Consider the following 16917-nt stretch of genomic DNA (forward strand, 5'->3'; position numbering starts at 1 on the left):
TTGCCTGATACGACGCTGACGCGTCTTATTTACGCCCCGACCACCTTCGCCACCGCGTGGGCGAAACGTTGCATCCCTTCATCGATATCCGCATCTTCCACCACCAGCGACGGCGCAAAACGCATCACATCCGGCCCGGCGTTCAGCACCATTACGCCAGCCTCTGCGCCCGCATAAAGGAAATCACGCGCCTGACCTTTGTACTGAGGTTTCAGCTCCGCGCCAATCAACAACCCCATGCCGCGAATATCGCTAAACACATCAAACTGCTGATCGATCTTCTGCAAATGGTCAACAAAACGCTGGCGTTTCGCCTGAATGTCTTCCAGCACTTCAGGGGTATTGATGATATCAAATGCCGCACCCGCGACCGCACAGGCCAGTGGATTACCGCCGTAGGTGGAACCGTGAGAACCAGGATGAAACGCTGAAGCAATCTCCGCCGTGGTCAGCATGGCGCTAATCGGGAAGCCGCCGCCCAGGGCTTTCGCAGTGGTCAAAATATCTGGCGTCACGCCGTAGTGCATATAGGCAAACAAATCGCCAGTCCGCCCCATTCCGCACTGCACTTCATCAAACACCAGCAATACCTGATGCTGATCGCACAACTCACGTAAGCCCTGCAAAAACGCTGGCGTCGCCGCCGTCACGCCGCCCTCGCCCTGAATCGGCTCAACCACCACCGCGCAGGTATGGTCATCCATCACCGCTTTCACTGCGTGAAGATCATTAAAAGGCACGTGGATAATATCTGCCGGTTTTGGCCCAAAGCCGTCGGAATATTTCGGCTGCCCGCCCACAGAAACGGTAAACAACGAGCGACCATGAAAGGCGTTATGGAAGGCGATGATTTTGGTTTTGAACGGGCTATGACGTACGCAGGCGTAGTGACGCGCCAGTTTAAAGGCGGTTTCGTTGGCTTCCGTACCGGAGTTCATAAACACCACGCGTTCGGCAAACGTCGTCTCAATCAGTTTACGCCCAAGACGCAGCGCCGGTTCATTGGTGAAAACGTTGCTGATATGCCACAGGGTTTCCCCCTGGGTTTTTAACGCTTCCACCAGCGCCGGATGGCAATGGCCTAACGCCGTTACCGCAATTCCACCCGCGAAATCGACATACTCCTTGCCTTGCTGATCCCAGACTCGGCTGCCCTGACCTTTTACCGGAATAAACTCTGCCGGTGCATAAATCGGCAGGATCACTTCATCGAAAGTCGCGCGTGTAATTGCTATTTGTTCAATTGCCATCTCATGATCACCCTGTTACGCATAAACCAATGTGAAATTATAATCACAAAATATGCATAAAAAATCACCAGATAGCAACCAGAAATCAGCGATGCAGAAAATTCGCCAGCAGTTGATGCCCCTGCTCGCTGAGAATGCTTTCCGGATGGAACTGCACACCTTCAAGATCCCACTGGCGATGACGAATCCCCATAATCTCCCCGGTTTCGCTCCAGGCAGTCACGTCAAAGCACGCTGGCAATGAGTCAGGTTCCACCACCAGCGAATGGTAGCGCGTCACGGTGAGTGGATTCGCCAGCCCCTGGAATACGCCCTGGCCGTTATGCGTAATCGGTGAGGTTTTACCGTGCATGACCTTTGCGGCACGCACAACTTTGCCACCAAAAGCCTGCGCCATCGCCTGATGACCGAGGCAGACGCCAAGAATCGGCAAGCGCCCGGCATAGTGGCGAATAACGTCAAGGGAGATCCCGGCTTCATCTGGCGTACAGGGGCCGGGTGATATGACAATTTTTTTTGGTTTAAGGGCGTCGATATCCACCAGTGTCAACGCATCGTTGCGCTTAACCAGCACATCGGCCCCCAGTTCACAAAAGTACTGGTAGAGGTTCCAGGTGAAAGAATCGTAGTTATCAATAAGCAGGATCATGGCGGCTCCGGTACGAAAAAACCGCGCTATTTTACTCAGATTCCCCGGCTTCGCTTACCACTTTGCTAAATATCGTCTGCAGAGCCGTAAGGTCCCCTATTGCCCCATTCTGATTCGCCTGATTCCAGGCCTCTTCACCAATACCTTGCCAGTTCAGTTGATAGCCGGCATGAATCGCCAGTTGCTCGAAGAAGATCCGCTGTGCCAGGCCACTTCCCGCACGGAATGGGTGCAGGACGTTGATTTCACAATAGTAGTGCGCCAGCCGCTCGACGAACTTCGCTTTCTCCAGGCCAACCAGATAACCTTCTTCCTCCAAATCCTGCATCAGGGCATTGCCCTCTTTTTCGATATAGGCAAAGTGGCAGAACGGCGTATCGCCCTGATAAATATCAACTTCACGCAGTTGCCCTGCCCAGTCGAAAATATCCTGATACAGCTGGCGGTGAATAGCACGCAAATGCGGTAAACCGCGCACCAGTGGACCAAGCTCAATGGTCGCGGCACGCAGTGCCGTCATTTCGTAAGCGGCCTGTTCCAGACGCTGCTGCTGGCGAATGTTCAGTCGATTACGCATGATATCAAGGCCAGGATAAAGATACGGGTCGCGCCCTTCGCCAAATTTATCGCTCATAATGCCTCCTCAGCTCTTCAAGGCGTGCTAAAGCCTCTGCGGCAGTAAGAGTGACTAATGGCATCTCGACGCCTTCAAGGCGGCGGCTGGCCTGGAAATTACGATTACGCTGAAGCTCCCAGAGACGGAACTTTTGCTTATCGGTGAGTTTCTTCACTTGATGCCTCCCTGAACGTGTCCGTTTGCCACAAGTATAAGCGGCAAATCCAGGTTACGCCGGGAGAGCAGAGGCGCGGGCAAGATTACCCGCGCGAGAAATCCTTACGGCAGGACTTTAGCGGAAAGGATAACTACCGGTTTTGACGGCACATTCTGGTACGGGCCAACATCATGGGTTGGGACCTGGGAAATCTTGTCAGCAACATCCATGCCTTTCACCACTTTACCAAATACCGCGTAACCGAAATCACGCTGACCGTGGTCGAGGAAGGCGTTATCGGCAACGTTGATAAAGAACTGGCTGGTGGCGCTGTCTTTGTCGGCAGTACGCGCCATCGCGATGGTGCCACGGGTGTTACGCAGACCGTTATCAGCCTCATTTTTGATCGGCGGATTCGGTTTTTTCTGCTGCATCTGCTCGGTAAATCCACCACCCTGAATCATAAAGCCCGGGATCACCCGGTGAAAAGTGGTGTTGTTATAAAAGCCGCTGTTCACATAATCGACGAAATTTTGCACTGATACTGGCGCTTTCTGGCTATCCAGCTCCAGTTCGATATTACCAGCAGAGGTTGTTAACAATACGTGCGGATCCCCTTTCGCTGCCATTGCTTCAGGTGAGAGAGCAGAAAGAGCGAAAACAGCTACAACAGCTGCCAGGGTCGATTTGAACATGAGATTTCCTTAACAGAGCAGAAAAAAAGCAAGTGGAGAGATTCTAAATAGCCTTCAATGACAAGGCCATTCCTTTACCTAATTTTACGCATTTGAAATATATGTAACCTGATGATCACGTATATTTCGTGATGAGAATCACCTTAAATATTGCAAATTAGCAACCGTTTGCAATTAAATATTTAATCAGATCACAAAATCACCTAAAATCGCCCGCTCGCAGCATATCCACTATGCCATTTTATCTTTTAACGCAGGCCAATCATGACTAACAGCAATCGCATCAAGCTCACATGGATTAGCTTTCTCTCCTACGCACTGACCGGTGCGTTGGTTATTGTCACCGGGATGGTGATGGGAAACATCGCCGATTATTTCAATCTGCCTGTTTCCAGTATGAGTAATACCTTCACCTTCCTCAATGCCGGCATTTTAATCTCTATCTTCCTCAACGCCTGGCTGATGGAAATCGTCCCGTTGAAAACGCAGTTACGTTTTGGCTTTCTCCTGATGGTGCTGGCGGTTGCCGGTTTGATGTTCAGCCACAGCCTGGCGCTGTTCTCGGCGGCGATGTTCATTCTCGGGGTGGTTAGCGGCATCACCATGTCGATTGGTACGTTCCTGATAACGCAAATGTATGAAGGACGTCAGCGCGGTTCCCGCCTGTTATTTACCGACTCCTTCTTCAGCATGGCCGGGATGATTTTCCCGATGATTGCCGCGTATCTGCTGGCACGCAGCATTGAGTGGTACTGGGTTTATGCCTGCATCGGGCTGGTGTACGTCGCTATCTTTATTCTGACCTTCGGCTGTGAGTTCCCGGCACTGGGTAAACATGCGCCAAAAACTGACGCTCCGGTAGCGAAAGAAAAATGGGGGATCGGCGTGCTGTTTCTCTCCATTGCGGCACTGTGCTACATCCTCGGCCAGTTAGGTTTTATCTCCTGGGTGCCGGAGTATGCCAAAGGTCTGGGCATGAGCCTGAACGATGCAGGTACGCTGGTAAGCAACTTCTGGATGTCGTACATGGTTGGCATGTGGGCATTCAGCTTTATTCTTCGCTTCTTTGATCTGCAACGCATTCTGACCGTACTGGCTGGTCTGGCTGCGATTCTGATGTATGTCTTTAACACCGGAACACCGGCACATATGGCGTGGTCAATTCTCGCCCTGGGCTTCTTCTCCAGCGCGATCTATACCACCATCATCACCCTGGGTTCACAGCAGACCAAAGTACCGTCGCCAAAACTGGTTAACTTTGTCCTGACCTGCGGGACCATCGGCACCATGTTGACCTTTGTGGTTACCGGACCGATTGTTGAACATAGCGGTCCACAGGCAGCACTGCTCACTGCAAACGGTCTGTACGCTGTGGTATTCGTGATGTGCTTCCTGTTAGGTTTTGTCAGCCGTCACCGTCAGCACAACACCCTGACCTCTCATTAATTGCTCATGCCGGGCGGCGCTATCGTCGTCCGGCCTTTTCTTCTCTTCCCCCGCAACGTGCCTTCATCTCTATAAAACCTTTCATTTTGTGTGTTTTTTACACAAACATGAAATGTCAGACAATTCCGTGACTTAAGAAAATTTATACAAATCAGCAATATACCACTTAAGGAGTATATAAAGGTGAATTTGATTTACATCAATAAGCGGGGTTGCTGAATCGTTAAGGTAGGCGGTAATAAAAAAGAAATCGAGGCAAAAATGAGCAAAGTCAGACTCGCAATTATCGGTAACGGTATGGTCGGCCATCGCTTTATCGAAGATCTTCTTGATAAATCTGATGCGGCCAACTTTGATATTACCGTTTTCTGTGAAGAACCGCGCATCGCTTATGACCGCGTACACCTCTCGTCTTACTTCTCTCACCACACCGCCGAAGAGCTGTCGCTGGTGCGCGAAGGCTTCTACGAGAAACACGGCATCAAAGTTCTGGTCGGCGAACGCGCTATCACCATTAACCGTCAGGAGAAGGTGATCCACTCCAGCGCCGGGCGTACCGTTTTTTATGACAAGCTGATCATGGCGACCGGTTCCTATCCGTGGATCCCGCCAATCAAAGGTTCTGATACTCAGGACTGCTTTGTCTATCGCACCATTGAAGACCTCAACGCCATTGAATCCTGCGCCCGTCGCAGCAAGCGCGGTGCCGTTGTTGGTGGCGGCCTGTTAGGTCTGGAAGCCGCTGGCGCGCTGAAAAACTTAGGCATTGAAACCCACGTTATCGAATTTGCCCCTATGCTGATGGCGGAACAGCTTGATCAGATGGGTGGCGAGCAGCTGCGTCGCAAAATCGAGAGCATGGGTGTACGCGTTCACACCAGCAAAAACACCCTTGAGATTGTGCAGGAAGGTGTCGAAGCGCGTAAAACCATGCGTTTTGCCGACGGCAGCGAGCTGGAAGTTGACTTTATCGTCTTCTCTACCGGTATCCGTCCGCGCGATAAGCTGGCAACCCAGTGTGGTCTGGACGTAGCGCCGCGTGGGGGTATCGTCATTAATGATTCCTGCCAGACTTCCGATCCGGATATCTACGCCATCGGTGAATGCGCAAGCTGGAACAACCGTGTATTTGGTCTGGTAGCACCTGGCTACAAAATGGCGCAGGTCGCCGTTGACCATATTCTCGGTAGCGAAAACGCCTTTGAAGGTGCTGACCTTAGCGCCAAGCTGAAACTGCTGGGCGTAGACGTAGGCGGTATTGGTGATGCGCACGGTCGCACGCCTGGCGCACGTAGCTACGTTTACCTCGACGAAAGCAAAGAGATCTACAAACGCCTGATTGTCAGCGAAGACAACAAAACCCTGCTCGGTGCGGTACTGGTGGGCGATACCAGCGATTACGGTAACCTGCTGCAACTGGTGCTGAACGCTATCGAGCTGCCGGAAAACCCGGATTCACTGATCCTGCCAGCGCACTCTGGTAGCGGTAAGCCGTCTATCGGTGTTGATAAACTGCCGGACAGCGCGCAAATCTGCTCCTGCTTCGACGTCACTAAAGGCGACCTGATTGCTGCCATCAACAAAGGCTGCCACACCGTTGCGGCGCTGAAAGCCGAAACCAAAGCAGGTACTGGCTGCGGTGGCTGTATCCCGCTGGTCACTCAGGTACTGAACGCGGAACTGGCGAAACAGGGCATCGAAGTTAACAACAACCTGTGCGAACACTTTGCTTATTCGCGTCAGGAACTGTTCCATTTGATCCGCGTTGAAGGCATTAAAACCTTCGAAGAACTGCTGGCGAAACACGGCAAAGGCTACGGTTGTGAAGTTTGTAAACCAACCGTCGGTTCGCTGCTGGCCTCCTGCTGGAACGAATACATTCTGAAGCCGGAACATACTCCGCTGCAGGATTCTAACGACAACTTCCTCGCTAACATCCAGAAAGACGGCACCTACTCGGTGATCCCGCGTTCTCCGGGCGGTGAAATCACCCCGGAAGGGCTGATGGCGGTAGGTCGTATCGCGCGTGAATTTAATCTCTACACCAAAATCACCGGCTCCCAGCGCCTGGCGATGTTTGGCGCACAGAAAGACGATCTGCCGGAGATCTGGCGTCAGCTGATTGAAGCCGGCTTCGAAACCGGTCATGCCTATGCGAAAGCACTGCGTATGGCGAAAACCTGCGTGGGTAGCACCTGGTGCCGCTACGGCGTTGGCGACAGCGTCGGCCTCGGCGTGGAACTGGAAAACCGCTACAAAGGCATCCGTACGCCGCACAAAATGAAGTTTGGTGTCTCCGGCTGTACCCGTGAATGTTCAGAAGCTCAGGGTAAAGACGTGGGTATTATCGCCACTGAAAAAGGCTGGAACCTGTATGTTTGCGGTAACGGCGGCATGAAACCGCGTCATGCGGATCTGCTGGCAGCGGATATCGATCGCGAAACGCTGATCAAATATCTCGACCGCTTCATGATGTTCTACATCCGTACCGCCGACAAACTGACGCGTACCGCACCGTGGTTAGAAAACCTTGAAGGCGGCATTGATTACCTGAAAGCGGTGATCATTGACGACAAACTGGGGCTGAACGCACATCTGGAAGAAGAGATGGCGCGCCTGCGTGAAGCGGTAGTGTGTGAATGGACCGAAACGGTCAATACGCCGTCTGCGCAGACTCGCTTCAAACACTTCATCAACAGCGACAAGCGTGACCCGAACGTGCAGATGGTGCCAGAGCGCGAACAGCACCGTCCGGCAACGCCGTATGAACGTATCCCGGTAACTCTGGTGGAGGACAACGCATGAGCCAGTGGAAAGACATCTGCAAAATCGATGACATCCTGCCTGAAACCGGCGTCTGCGCGCTGTTAGGTGACGAGCAGGTAGCAATTTTCCGCCCGTATCACAGCGACCAGGTGTTTGCGATCAGCAACATCGATCCGTTCTTCGAATCCAGCGTGCTGTCACGCGGGCTGATTGCGGAACACCAGGGCGAGCTGTGGGTCGCCAGCCCGCTGAAAAAACAGCGTTTTCGCTTAAGCGACGGCTTGTGCATGGAAGACGAGCAGTTTTCCGTCAAGCATTACGAAGCACGAGTGAAAGACGGCGTGGTACAGCTGCGCGATTAATGTTTTAACGGGAGGCGCAATGCCTCCCCTTTTTGCATGGTCCTGTAATAACCTTCGGTATATTGCAGGACATTTTTTAAGCTTTTTGTTTTATTTTTTGTTTTTATTTTTTAAAGGATAATCAAATGTTTACAGACACTATTAATAAGTGTGCGGCTAATGCTGCGCGCATTGCACGCCTGTCGGCAAATAACCCGCTCGGCTTTTGGGTCAGCTCCGCCATGGCGGGCGCATATGTGGGTCTTGGGATCATCCTGATTTTCACGCTCGGTAATTTGCTCGATCCGTCCATACGTCCTCTGGTGATGGGCGCGACCTTTGGTATCGCCTTAACGCTGGTGATTATCGCCGGTTCTGAACTGTTCACCGGACACACCATGTTCCTCACTTTTGGGGTGAAAGCGGGCACCATCAGCCACGGGCAAATGTGGGCAATCCTGCCGCAAACCTGGCTGGGTAACCTGGTCGGTTCCGTCTTCGTTGCCATGCTTTATAGCTGGGGCGGCGGTAGCCTGCTGCCGGTAGATACCAGCATCGTTCACTCCGTCGCGCTGGCTAAAACCACCGCACCGGCAATGGTACTGTTCTTCAAAGGTGCATTGTGTAACTGGCTGGTTTGTCTAGCAATCTGGATGGCGCTGCGCACTGAAGGGGCGGCGAAATTTATCGCTATCTGGTGGTGTCTGCTGGCATTTATCGCGTCCGGCTACGAGCACTCCATCGCTAACATGACGCTGTTCGCGCTCTCCTGGTTCGGCAACCACAGCGAAGCCTACACGCTGGCGGGTATTGGTCATAACCTGCTGTGGGTGACGCTGGGTAATACTTTATCGGGCGCCGTATTCATGGGATTGGGTTATTGGTATGCTACGCCGAAAGCGAATCGTCCGATTGCGGACAAATTTAATCAAACTGAAACGGCTGCCGGTTAATTACTAAGGGGTTTTTACGTGGATCATTTGCCTATATTTTGCCAATTACGCGATCGCGACTGTCTGATTGTCGGCGGTGGTGATGTCGCGGAACGCAAAGCAAGGTTGCTGTTAGACGCAGGTGCTCGCTTAACGGTGAATGCATTAGCGTTTATTCCACAGTTCACCGCATGGGCAGATGCAGGCATGTTAACCCTCGTCGAAGGGCCATTTGATGAAAGCCTTCTCGACACCTGCTGGCTGGCGATTGCAGCGACGGATGATGACGCGCTTAACCAGCGCGTCAGCGAAGCCGCTGAAGCTCGTCGCATCTTCTGTAACGTGGTCGATGCGCCGAAAGCCGCCAGCTTTATTATGCCGTCGATTATTGACCGCTCACCGCTGATGGTGGCGGTCTCCTCTGGCGGCACCTCGCCGGTACTGGCACGTCTGTTGCGCGAAAAACTTGAATCACTGCTGCCGTTGCATCTGGGCCAGGTGGCGAAATATGCCGGGCAGTTACGCGGTCGAGTGAAACAACAGTTCGCCACGATGGGTGAACGTCGCCGCTTCTGGGAAAAATTGTTCGTTAACGACCGCCTGGCGCAGTCGCTGGCAAACAACGATCAGAAAGCCATTACTGAAACCACCGAACAGTTAATCAACGAACCGCTCGATCATCGTGGTGAAGTGGTGCTGGTTGGCGCAGGTCCGGGCGATGCCGGGCTGCTGACGCTGAAAGGTCTGCAACAAATTCAGCAGGCTGATGTGGTGGTCTACGACCGTCTGGTTTCTGACGATATTATGAATCTGGTACGCCGTGATGCGGATCGTGTCTTCGTCGGTAAACGCGCGGGATATCACTGCGTACCGCAGGAAGAGATTAACCAGATCCTGCTGCGGGAAGCGCAAAAAGGCAAACGCGTGGTGCGTCTGAAAGGCGGCGATCCGTTTATTTTCGGCCGTGGTGGCGAAGAGCTGGAAACACTGTGCAATGCGGGCATTCCGTTCTCGGTGGTTCCGGGTATTACCGCAGCTTCTGGTTGCTCTGCCTATTCGGGTATTCCACTTACGCATCGCGATTATGCTCAGAGCGTACGCTTAATTACCGGACACTTAAAAACCGGTGGCGAGCTGGACTGGGAAAATCTGGCGGCAGAAAAACAGACGCTGGTGTTCTATATGGGGCTGAATCAGGCCGCGACCATTCAGCAAAAACTGATTGAACACGGAATGCCTGGTGAAATGCCAGTGGCGATTGTTGAAAACGGCACGGCGGTCACGCAACGCGTGATTGACGGTACGCTCGCGCAGCTAGGTGAACTGGCTCAACAAATGAACAGCCCATCATTAATTATTATTGGTCGGGTCGTTGGCCTGCGCAATAAATTAAATTGGTTCTCTAACCATTAATTTAAAAAAAATTAACTAAGGCCGGATATTTCTGGCCTTTTTTTATTTACAAACATACTTATATTAATGTTTATTTTCAGCATACATAAAACAAACTTTTAACTAATTTATTTTAATAACGCCCTGCAGTTACAGCGGCTTACAAATATAAGCATAATATTCATAGTCCGTTCACTGACGCATAATAGATATTCCTGTATCGTCTTTAGCGAGCTGTTTGCTTATATTCACATAATCAATGAATATTACTCGATATATTTTACATAGGGAATGAAAATGAACAAGTTTATTAAAGTGGCACTGGTTGGTGCAGTCCTGGCAACATTAACTGCATGTACTGGTCATATTGAAAACCGTGAAAAGAACTGCTCTTACGACTACCTGCTGCACCCGGCAATTTCTATTTCTAAAATCATTGGCGGCTGCGGTCCTACTGCACAGTAAGTCTCTGACTGAAATTAGCTAACGCTGATTTAATTACCTGACGCCCTCGGGATTACCTGAGGGCGTATTTGTTTTTGTATTAACTCCGTAAACGTCATTCACAACGATTAAATACAGCCAATACTCTCACGCAAAATCCGCAACACCGTCTCCTCACCGCTACGATTAGGATTAATGCGAATCGCACAATGTTCTAATTGCGGATTCGCCTGGCGAAACGTTCCGGAAAGACGATAAAAGAGCGGCGGGATTTCATATTTCGACTCCGCGCCCACCGGGTAAGGCAACGCGCCGCGCTTTTGCGCCTCTTCCAGCACCCTGGCGGCAATCGGCTGATGAAACTCCACAATCAACACCTTCGACTGCGCATTAGCAATGACGGCGCTTTTCACTTCCGGTACTGCGCCACCGTTGAGCAAGGCCAGCAGCCGTTCAGATACCCCCGCCTGCACCGCATGCATTACCGGCGCGAACACCAGCCCACGCAACACTTCCAGCGCCTGAGCGCCCTGAATCTGGCTGCCGCCGGAGTAAAGCGTGGCACGAATCCGACGAATAACATCGGCATCACCTACCACCGCGCCAACGCCCTCTGGCCCAAACAGCTTGAAGCAGGAGAATGTCGAGACATTCGCCCCGCATTCGCAGCCGATTCGCGCTACCTTCATCACCGCATAGTTATCATCGGTTAACGCTGGCACACCTGCCGCGCGCAACGTTGCCAACACATCTGCCAGCACATAGCTGTCCCGCGGTTGCTGGCGCGTATGCTGTACCAGCGCCGCATCCGGTTGTTGCTCTTCGACGACCTGCTTCAGTGCCGCCAGGTCATTGAAATCAGCAGTGATAAGCGTCAGCCCCATCTGCTCAACAATGACCTGAGTCGTCGGATAAACAGGCGCGTCATGCACCAGAAGACGCTGCCCCGGTTTGAGCAAAGCCGCCAGCCCGGCGCGAATCGCTCCAGTCCCCGCGCCCTGCACCAGCGCCGCGGCCTGTGCGTGAAATGCATCAGCCAGCACCTGCTCCACCCGCTGGGTAATACGCGGTTGATTCAGACCTGGAGTTAACCCTAAATCACCGCCAGTAAGAAACTCGCTGCCGGGGAAATGGCGACAAATGCTATCCACCAGCGCAAACTGCTTTTGCTGCGCCTCAATAATCGTCAGGCTTTGCAGAGGAAACGTCTTCATCGATGCCTTCCTTAAGCCGGAACGAACAGGCCAAGCCAGTAAAGAACATTCAGCAGGATGCCAGTGATCATTACTGCCACGACCGGTGCCGCCATTTTCTGTACCGGACGGCCCAGAGATTCGTTGAGGAAGTAAATGGCAACCGCGATAGAGAATCCGGTATAACCCGCCATCTTAATTGCTGCGAAAATCGAACCGACCAGCAGAGCCACTTCCATCAGCATATTCATGGCGTTACGGATGTTATCCGACGCATTACGCACCGACGGGTAGCGCCCCAGCCATTTGCCGATCGAACGAAGCAGCAAGACTTCTGCCGAAATAACCACGGCACCTAATACTGCTGCAACCATCGGATTCGGCGAGAGATAGCCCACCGCATAAACAAAGGTAAAGCCCGCAACTGCATATACGCCGGTGGCTAACGCGGTGGTGGCAATCAACGGCACAAATCCCAGTCCGCGCATAAATTCTGCCAGAGCCGCCTGATTAATCAGCGTTTGCGATTGTTCCGGCGTTACGCCTGCGGAATATGCTTTCTCCAGTGTGAAGATCGAAACTTCACTACCAGCAAAAATCTTCATGCTGGCAACGGCAGCAATCAATGCCCCCACGATAGCGATATAGGGTAAGTTTTTGATAATCCGCGACGTACGTTCTTCAAACACCGAAAGCCCGCTGGCATCGATGTCATTTTCATCACGATGACGCAGGTCGTGAGTTATCGCGATCCCCAGCAGCATTACCATGCCAATAAAGATTTCGATGGATTCCGGATTGAGATGCGGGAAATAGCGCACGACTACCACACGGGTCATCAGCACAACCACGGCGGCGATCAGACTTTGCTTCCAGCCAAACTGGTAGAAAATCGCCACCAGTGGGAACAGTGCAAAAGCTGAAACCACCGGCGAGCTTAATTCCCCCAGACTACCTAATACATCCACCGGTAGCGCGGTCAGCAGCTGGTTTACTGGCAACAGGCAGGTGAGGATCAATATCCCCCAGATAGCGCCAAGGCCAAACGCCATCAGGCTGTTTATCGCCAGTACGCCGAGGATATCGGTAGGAAGAAAGAGTAGCCATGCGTTGAGCAGCCCGGTTTTCAGGGTAAAAGAGATCCCCACCGAAGCCACAAAACCAATGCTCAGACCAAAAGCGATACTCCCCGCCTCGCGACGGTTCATATAGCCTTCAATCAGTTGCGGCAGGATCGGGCGGATGCCGTCATGAAAAACAGCCGCCGAGCGATGCGCCAGAAGCGATGTCATACCCGTCAGGCACGCCACCACGATAATCTGAATATACAGATCCATAGTCGTGCCTTTTATTTCAGATGGTTAATCAACATCGGAATCGCGTGTTCGACGTGCTCAACGGAAAGCCCAAATGCGACTTTCCCTTCGGCGATCATTTTGGCGATATGCTCGTCTTTCGCTTTAATGCCCGGCTTGGCAATAGTGCAACTTTTGTTATAGCCAATCACCGCGATGGCAATCGACAATGCCGCGCCCGCACCGGTATTACACGCGCCGATGTAGTAATCCAGTTGCCCGGATTTCACTTTCATTGCCGCTTCCATGTCGTTGTGAATGAAAACTTCAAAACAGCCAGGAGCCGTCGCTTCGATGGTTTTTTTAATCTGCTCACGCTGTAAGCCTGCAACGCCAATCTTTTTCATTAGTCTGTCCTTATTGGAAAAATTGAGAGGGATTTTCACGTAACATCACATCCACATCGGCCTGACTGAATCCTGACTGGCGCAATTGCGGAATAAAGGTGGTCAATAAAAAGTCATAGCCATAACCACCGTTGGCTTTTAAATGGGAGCGGCGCGTAATATCCATCGACAGCATGACGCGGTTCAGCAACCCACGGTCACGTAGCGCGTGGAGCATCGCAATGCGCTTTTCGTCCGGGTAGTAGCTGTTCTTGCCGATGGTGTCGAACTGCACATACGCGCCGAGATCGATCATCTTCAAAATGTTGTCGAGGTTGTCTTTCAGATCGCAGTGACCAACGGTGACGCGCGAAAGATCAACCCCGTGGGCTTGCAACAGAGCCAGTTGTTCCAGTCCCATGGTGCTAAAAGAGGTATGTGTGGAGATCGGGCGTCCGGTCTGGTTATGTGCCAGCGCGGCGGCAATAAACACCTTCTCTTCCAGCGGCGTAATCTTCCCTTCGCTGGAGCCGATCTCCGCGATGATCCCGGCTTTCAGTTCCGTGCCATCGATACCCTGCTCAATTTCATCGACCATCTCCTGCGCCAGTTCCTGCACGCTGCGGGTCGCCACATGTTCCGGGAAAAACGCGTCCTGGTAATAACCGGTACAGGCCACCACGTTGATCCCGGTTTCGCGCATTACATCGAGCATAAATTGCGTATTGCGCCCCATGTAACGGTTGGTCATCTCAATCACATTACGCACGCCCCGGGCCATCAGGTCGTTCATCTCCTGGCAAATGAACGCATACTGATCAAGGCGGCAGTCCACGTTGTTTTTAAAGCCGGAGAGATCAATATGCAGATGCTCATGGGCCAGGGTGTAACCCGTCGGATCAAAACTCATAGGGTGTCTCCTGCAAACCGGAGGGAGGAAAGAAAAGAGCGACCATTTTGTGGCGGTGGCGCACGGAAAAATTCACACACGGTAGCCCCCACATCAGAAAGCGTGGTGCGAACACCAAGCTGCGTGGCGACCAGCCCTTGCTGATAAACCAGCACTGGCACCACTTCGCGGGTATGGTGGCTGTGACCAATGGTCGGATCGTTACCGTGATCCGCCATCACTACCAGGCAATCATCTGGCTGCATCGCCTCAACAAGCCGGGCAAGGTTACGGTCAACGACCTGCAAACGTTCGGCATAACGTGCGACGTCTTCTGCGTGACCAGCGAGGTCGGTTTCCTGAATGTTGGTGCAAATAAACGCTGTCTGATGGGTGATAAATTCGTCGAGGGTGATATCCATAATCCGCTGGCTATCCACCAGGTTTTGCCAGCTCACGCCATAAGGATTGTTGACGATATCTGCCACCTTACCCACCAGCACGGTTGGCACGCCTGCTTCATACAGTTTTTGCGGCACCTGCACTTTTTCATCGACGCCATAGCCCATATGCACGACCTGGAAACCGTTGTCATAAGCGCCAGAACGCGGCGCATTAATACCAATAAAGCGCCCTTCTTTGCTTTCTGCGGCATCGAGAATACGCTGACTGTCGGTTAACAGGCCGCCAAATGTAATGACCCGACCGACCTGTACCTGGTCACGCACGATACGACCAATTTTGATTGCGTCGTCAAAAGAGATCACAGAGAGATTGGCGGTAATGTTATAGACTTGGCCTAAATCCGCCTCGAGATTATCGCCAATCGCAACCGCCTGATTGACCCACAGAAATTGCAGATCATCGCCACGGCGCTCCACCTGCCAGCCAGCGTTAAGTAATGCTTGCTCAACACGGTCAATCACATCGCGAAAGGGCATCCGTAGCGGCGGTAACGGGCGCGTGCCTAAAATTTCCTGATGCCCCATAAAGGTATCGCCACCTTCATGTTGCAGCTCTGCCACGCCCCAGGTTGCAGAATCTGACGGCTGCATATCTCCAGGCGCATAACCTAATGCGTTGATTAGCCCCATTTTCTCCAGCGTTGGCAGCTGCAAATGCGGCAGCTGGCTCAAAATGTGACCACAGGTATTCGCTCCCGCATCTTGCGGGCGCACCAGCGTGACATCTTTCATTGCGCCTACGCCAAAGCTATCAATCACTAACACCACGAATCGCGCCATTACGCCCCCAGAGAGTTTCCAAGACTGTCATAACGACCGACGATTTCCGGTTCGCCACGCTGAATACCCGATACCAGCACCACATCACTGCGGGTAACAAAAATTTGTGTACGAAAACAGAACACTACGGCACTACTCACCGGAAACTCGCCTGCTAACGGCAGGGTGTAGTCGATACTGCTGTCATCTACAGTTTTGAGGTTGGTTTCAGTAATCTTTTGATTTTCTTTAGTAAAAACCAGAGCGCGGTGAGCATGACCACGGCGGTAGTAACCGCCGCCGTAGCAGTAGCTGTCGCCACGGAAATGGTGGGAAATTTCACTTAACCAGAGCATGGCGATACGTTCAGGTTGGTCGCCCTGCTGGTTTGCCGGAATAGTACCGGTCAGCGCATGCCCGGGTTCGGCATGGGTAACACCGTATTGCGCCAGCAATGGCAGCGAAGTGCAGCTGGTCGCTGAAGGCGCGTTCAGTTGCTCAATCGCAATACCAGATTTCGCCAGTTGATCCCGTGCTTGTACCAGCGTGTGAAGATTCGGTGTTGGCAAAACTTTCCCGGCAGCCTCATCCCAAAGCAGGCAAGGGAAATGGGTAAGCCCCGCTAAATGTAGTCCTGGTAGTTTTTGGATTTCAGCGACAATGTCATGCAACGTGTTTTGGGGAAAACCGCTCTCCTGGCCCGGATAAAGAAAATCATCATCGCTATAAACTTTGAGCAGCACAGACTGCACACATCCGGCCTTCACCGCTGCTGCAGAGATTTCCCGCGCTTTATCGAGGGTAAATACGGTGATGACGTCAGTTCCCTGTGCAACGGCGTCAGAAACCTGGTGACAAGGGATTTGCACCAGATGTCCCTGATGCGCCACCGGCAGACCGGCGCGGCGCATGACCCGCGCCTCTTTGTAATCCACCGCCACAATGCCGCTGTAGCCCAGTGCCAGAAGTTTTTCCGCCAGCCACGGATTACGGCCAAACTGCTTGGTCATCAGATACAGCTCAATGCCGTAAAGCCGTGCCGTCTCAATCAGCCTCTTACCGTTTTCCAGTATCTGATCCACGTCGATCACCCAACTGTCCGGGGCGATCTTGCCCTGTTGCCACAAGCTTAGTGCGGCGGAAATCAGCGCTGGGTTCTGGCGTTTCAATGCTTCTACAAACATCTTGTTGCCTCGTTTCTATTCCTTGAATTAAACATTCATTTTTTTGAATATTTAAGTTA

General features: G+C 52.3%; 17 protein-coding genes. 6 read left to right on the top strand and 11 right to left on the bottom strand.

Annotation, left to right across the window (positions count from 1 at the left end; all coding sequences use genetic code 11):
* Nucleotides 1-29 precede the first annotated feature (29 nt).
* The 5 genes from argD to ppiA form a co-directional block, all read right to left on the bottom strand.
* Complete coding sequence (gene argD / locus CRI63_RS09845) at nucleotides 30-1250, bottom strand: bifunctional acetylornithine/succinyldiaminopimelate transaminase (protein ID WP_135519391.1); 1221 nt, start codon at nucleotides 1248-1250, stop codon at nucleotides 30-32.
* 85 nt (nucleotides 1251-1335) lie between these two features.
* Nucleotides 1336-1899: an aminodeoxychorismate synthase component 2 gene (pabA, locus tag CRI63_RS09850; protein WP_135519393.1), complete on the bottom strand. Its 564-nt coding sequence runs from the start codon at nucleotides 1897-1899 to the stop codon at nucleotides 1336-1338.
* 31 nt (nucleotides 1900-1930) lie between these two features.
* Complete coding sequence (locus CRI63_RS09855; protein ID WP_135519395.1) at nucleotides 1931-2533, bottom strand: putative adenosine monophosphate-protein transferase Fic; 603 nt, start codon at nucleotides 2531-2533, stop codon at nucleotides 1931-1933.
* Entirely contained in the window at nucleotides 2523-2690 is a 168-nt protein-coding gene (locus tag CRI63_RS09860; RefSeq protein WP_135519397.1) for a YhfG family protein, read from the bottom strand. Before CRI63_RS09860 ends, CRI63_RS09855 begins: the two co-directional genes overlap by 11 nt.
* Before the next feature lie 104 nt (nucleotides 2691-2794).
* Complete coding sequence (gene ppiA, locus CRI63_RS09865) at nucleotides 2795-3367, bottom strand: peptidylprolyl isomerase A (RefSeq protein WP_064527557.1); 573 nt, start codon at nucleotides 3365-3367, stop codon at nucleotides 2795-2797.
* Between the two features lie 264 nt (nucleotides 3368-3631).
* Between ppiA and tsgA the strand changes: the two genes are divergently transcribed.
* The 6 genes from tsgA (at nucleotide 3632) to CRI63_RS09895 (ending at nucleotide 10709) form a co-directional block, all read left to right on the top strand.
* Nucleotides 3632-4813: an MFS transporter TsgA gene (gene tsgA / locus CRI63_RS09870; RefSeq protein WP_130208935.1), complete on the top strand. Its 1182-nt coding sequence runs from the start codon at nucleotides 3632-3634 to the stop codon at nucleotides 4811-4813.
* Nucleotides 4814-5074: 261 nt separating this feature from the next.
* Nucleotides 5075-7618, top strand: a complete 2544-nt coding sequence (gene nirB / locus CRI63_RS09875; RefSeq protein WP_000049213.1) for an NADPH-nitrite reductase large subunit — start codon at nucleotides 5075-5077, stop codon at nucleotides 7616-7618.
* Nucleotides 7615-7941, top strand: coding sequence for a nitrite reductase small subunit NirD (gene nirD / locus CRI63_RS09880; RefSeq protein ID WP_135519399.1), 327 nt, complete (start codon nucleotides 7615-7617; stop codon nucleotides 7939-7941). The genes nirB and nirD overlap by 4 nt, the downstream gene beginning before the upstream one ends.
* A gap of 125 nt (nucleotides 7942-8066) precedes the next feature.
* Nucleotides 8067-8873 (top strand): nitrite transporter NirC, encoded by an 807-nt coding sequence (nirC, locus tag CRI63_RS09885; protein ID WP_130208937.1) that lies wholly within the window; start codon nucleotides 8067-8069, stop codon nucleotides 8871-8873.
* 18 nt (nucleotides 8874-8891) lie between these two features.
* Entirely contained in the window at nucleotides 8892-10265 is a 1374-nt protein-coding gene (cysG, locus tag CRI63_RS09890) for a siroheme synthase CysG (RefSeq protein WP_130217628.1), read from the top strand.
* Nucleotides 10266-10541: 276 nt separating this feature from the next.
* Entirely contained in the window at nucleotides 10542-10709 is a 168-nt protein-coding gene (locus CRI63_RS09895) for a YhfL family protein (RefSeq protein WP_064527562.1), read from the top strand.
* A gap of 107 nt (nucleotides 10710-10816) precedes the next feature.
* Here the strand turns inward: CRI63_RS09895 and CRI63_RS09900 are convergent, their stop codons facing one another.
* From CRI63_RS09900 to CRI63_RS09925, 6 genes are read right to left on the bottom strand one after another with little or no spacing between them, the layout of a single operon-like run.
* Nucleotides 10817-11902, bottom strand: coding sequence for an aminotransferase class I/II-fold pyridoxal phosphate-dependent enzyme (locus CRI63_RS09900; RefSeq protein ID WP_135519401.1), 1086 nt, complete (start codon nucleotides 11900-11902; stop codon nucleotides 10817-10819).
* An 11-nt stretch (nucleotides 11903-11913) separates the two neighbouring features.
* On the bottom strand, nucleotides 11914-13218 hold the full coding sequence (locus CRI63_RS09905; RefSeq protein WP_000366844.1) for a YhfT family protein: 1305 nt from the start codon (nucleotides 13216-13218) through the stop codon (nucleotides 11914-11916).
* A gap of 11 nt (nucleotides 13219-13229) precedes the next feature.
* Entirely contained in the window at nucleotides 13230-13583 is a 354-nt protein-coding gene (locus tag CRI63_RS09910) for a DUF2620 domain-containing protein (RefSeq protein ID WP_000719728.1), read from the bottom strand.
* 10 nt (nucleotides 13584-13593) lie between these two features.
* The gene (locus CRI63_RS09915) at nucleotides 13594-14472 is read right to left on the bottom strand and encodes a phosphotriesterase-related protein (RefSeq protein ID WP_135519403.1); all 879 of its coding nucleotides are present in this window, start codon (nucleotides 14470-14472) and stop codon (nucleotides 13594-13596) included.
* Nucleotides 14469-15695, bottom strand: a complete 1227-nt coding sequence (locus CRI63_RS09920; protein WP_135519405.1) for a phosphopentomutase — start codon at nucleotides 15693-15695, stop codon at nucleotides 14469-14471. Before CRI63_RS09920 ends, CRI63_RS09915 begins: the two co-directional genes overlap by 4 nt.
* Entirely contained in the window at nucleotides 15695-16858 is a 1164-nt protein-coding gene (locus tag CRI63_RS09925) for a YhfX family PLP-dependent enzyme (protein WP_135519407.1), read from the bottom strand. Before CRI63_RS09925 ends, CRI63_RS09920 begins: the two co-directional genes overlap by 1 nt.
* Nucleotides 16859-16917: the final 59 nt, after the last annotated feature.

The organism is Escherichia sp. E2661 (assembly GCF_004745185.1).
Lineage (GTDB): Bacteria > Pseudomonadota > Gammaproteobacteria > Enterobacterales > Enterobacteriaceae > Escherichia.

What these genes read in the sequence shown, in the direction of transcription:
- CRI63_RS09915 (WP_135519403.1), bottom strand. Translation starts at nt 14,472, where the DNA reads ATGAGTTTTGATCCGACGGGTTACACCCTGGCCCATGAGCATCTGCAT.
- CRI63_RS09905 (WP_000366844.1), bottom strand. Translation starts at nt 13,218, where the DNA reads ATGGATCTGTATATTCAGATTATCGTGGTGGCGTGCCTGACGGGTATG.
- CRI63_RS09910 (WP_000719728.1), bottom strand. Translation starts at nt 13,583, where the DNA reads ATGAAAAAGATTGGCGTTGCAGGCTTACAGCGTGAGCAGATTAAAAAA.
- pabA (WP_135519393.1), bottom strand. Translation starts at nt 1,899, where the DNA reads ATGATCCTGCTTATTGATAACTACGATTCTTTCACCTGGAACCTCTAC.
- tsgA (WP_130208935.1), top strand. Translation starts at nt 3,632, where the DNA reads ATGACTAACAGCAATCGCATCAAGCTCACATGGATTAGCTTTCTCTCC.
- CRI63_RS09925 (WP_135519407.1), bottom strand. Translation starts at nt 16,858, where the DNA reads ATGTTTGTAGAAGCATTGAAACGCCAGAACCCAGCGCTGATTTCCGCC.
- CRI63_RS09855 (WP_135519395.1), bottom strand. Translation starts at nt 2,533, where the DNA reads ATGAGCGATAAATTTGGCGAAGGGCGCGACCCGTATCTTTATCCTGGC.
- CRI63_RS09895 (WP_064527562.1), top strand. Translation starts at nt 10,542, where the DNA reads ATGAACAAGTTTATTAAAGTGGCACTGGTTGGTGCAGTCCTGGCAACA.
- argD (WP_135519391.1), bottom strand. Translation starts at nt 1,250, where the DNA reads ATGGCAATTGAACAAATAGCAATTACACGCGCGACTTTCGATGAAGTG.
- nirD (WP_135519399.1), top strand. Translation starts at nt 7,615, where the DNA reads ATGAGCCAGTGGAAAGACATCTGCAAAATCGATGACATCCTGCCTGAA.
- CRI63_RS09900 (WP_135519401.1), bottom strand. Translation starts at nt 11,902, where the DNA reads ATGAAGACGTTTCCTCTGCAAAGCCTGACGATTATTGAGGCGCAGCAA.
- nirC (WP_130208937.1), top strand. Translation starts at nt 8,067, where the DNA reads ATGTTTACAGACACTATTAATAAGTGTGCGGCTAATGCTGCGCGCATT.
- CRI63_RS09920 (WP_135519405.1), bottom strand. Translation starts at nt 15,695, where the DNA reads ATGGCGCGATTCGTGGTGTTAGTGATTGATAGCTTTGGCGTAGGCGCA.
- ppiA (WP_064527557.1), bottom strand. Translation starts at nt 3,367, where the DNA reads ATGTTCAAATCGACCCTGGCAGCTGTTGTAGCTGTTTTCGCTCTTTCT.
- nirB (WP_000049213.1), top strand. Translation starts at nt 5,075, where the DNA reads ATGAGCAAAGTCAGACTCGCAATTATCGGTAACGGTATGGTCGGCCAT.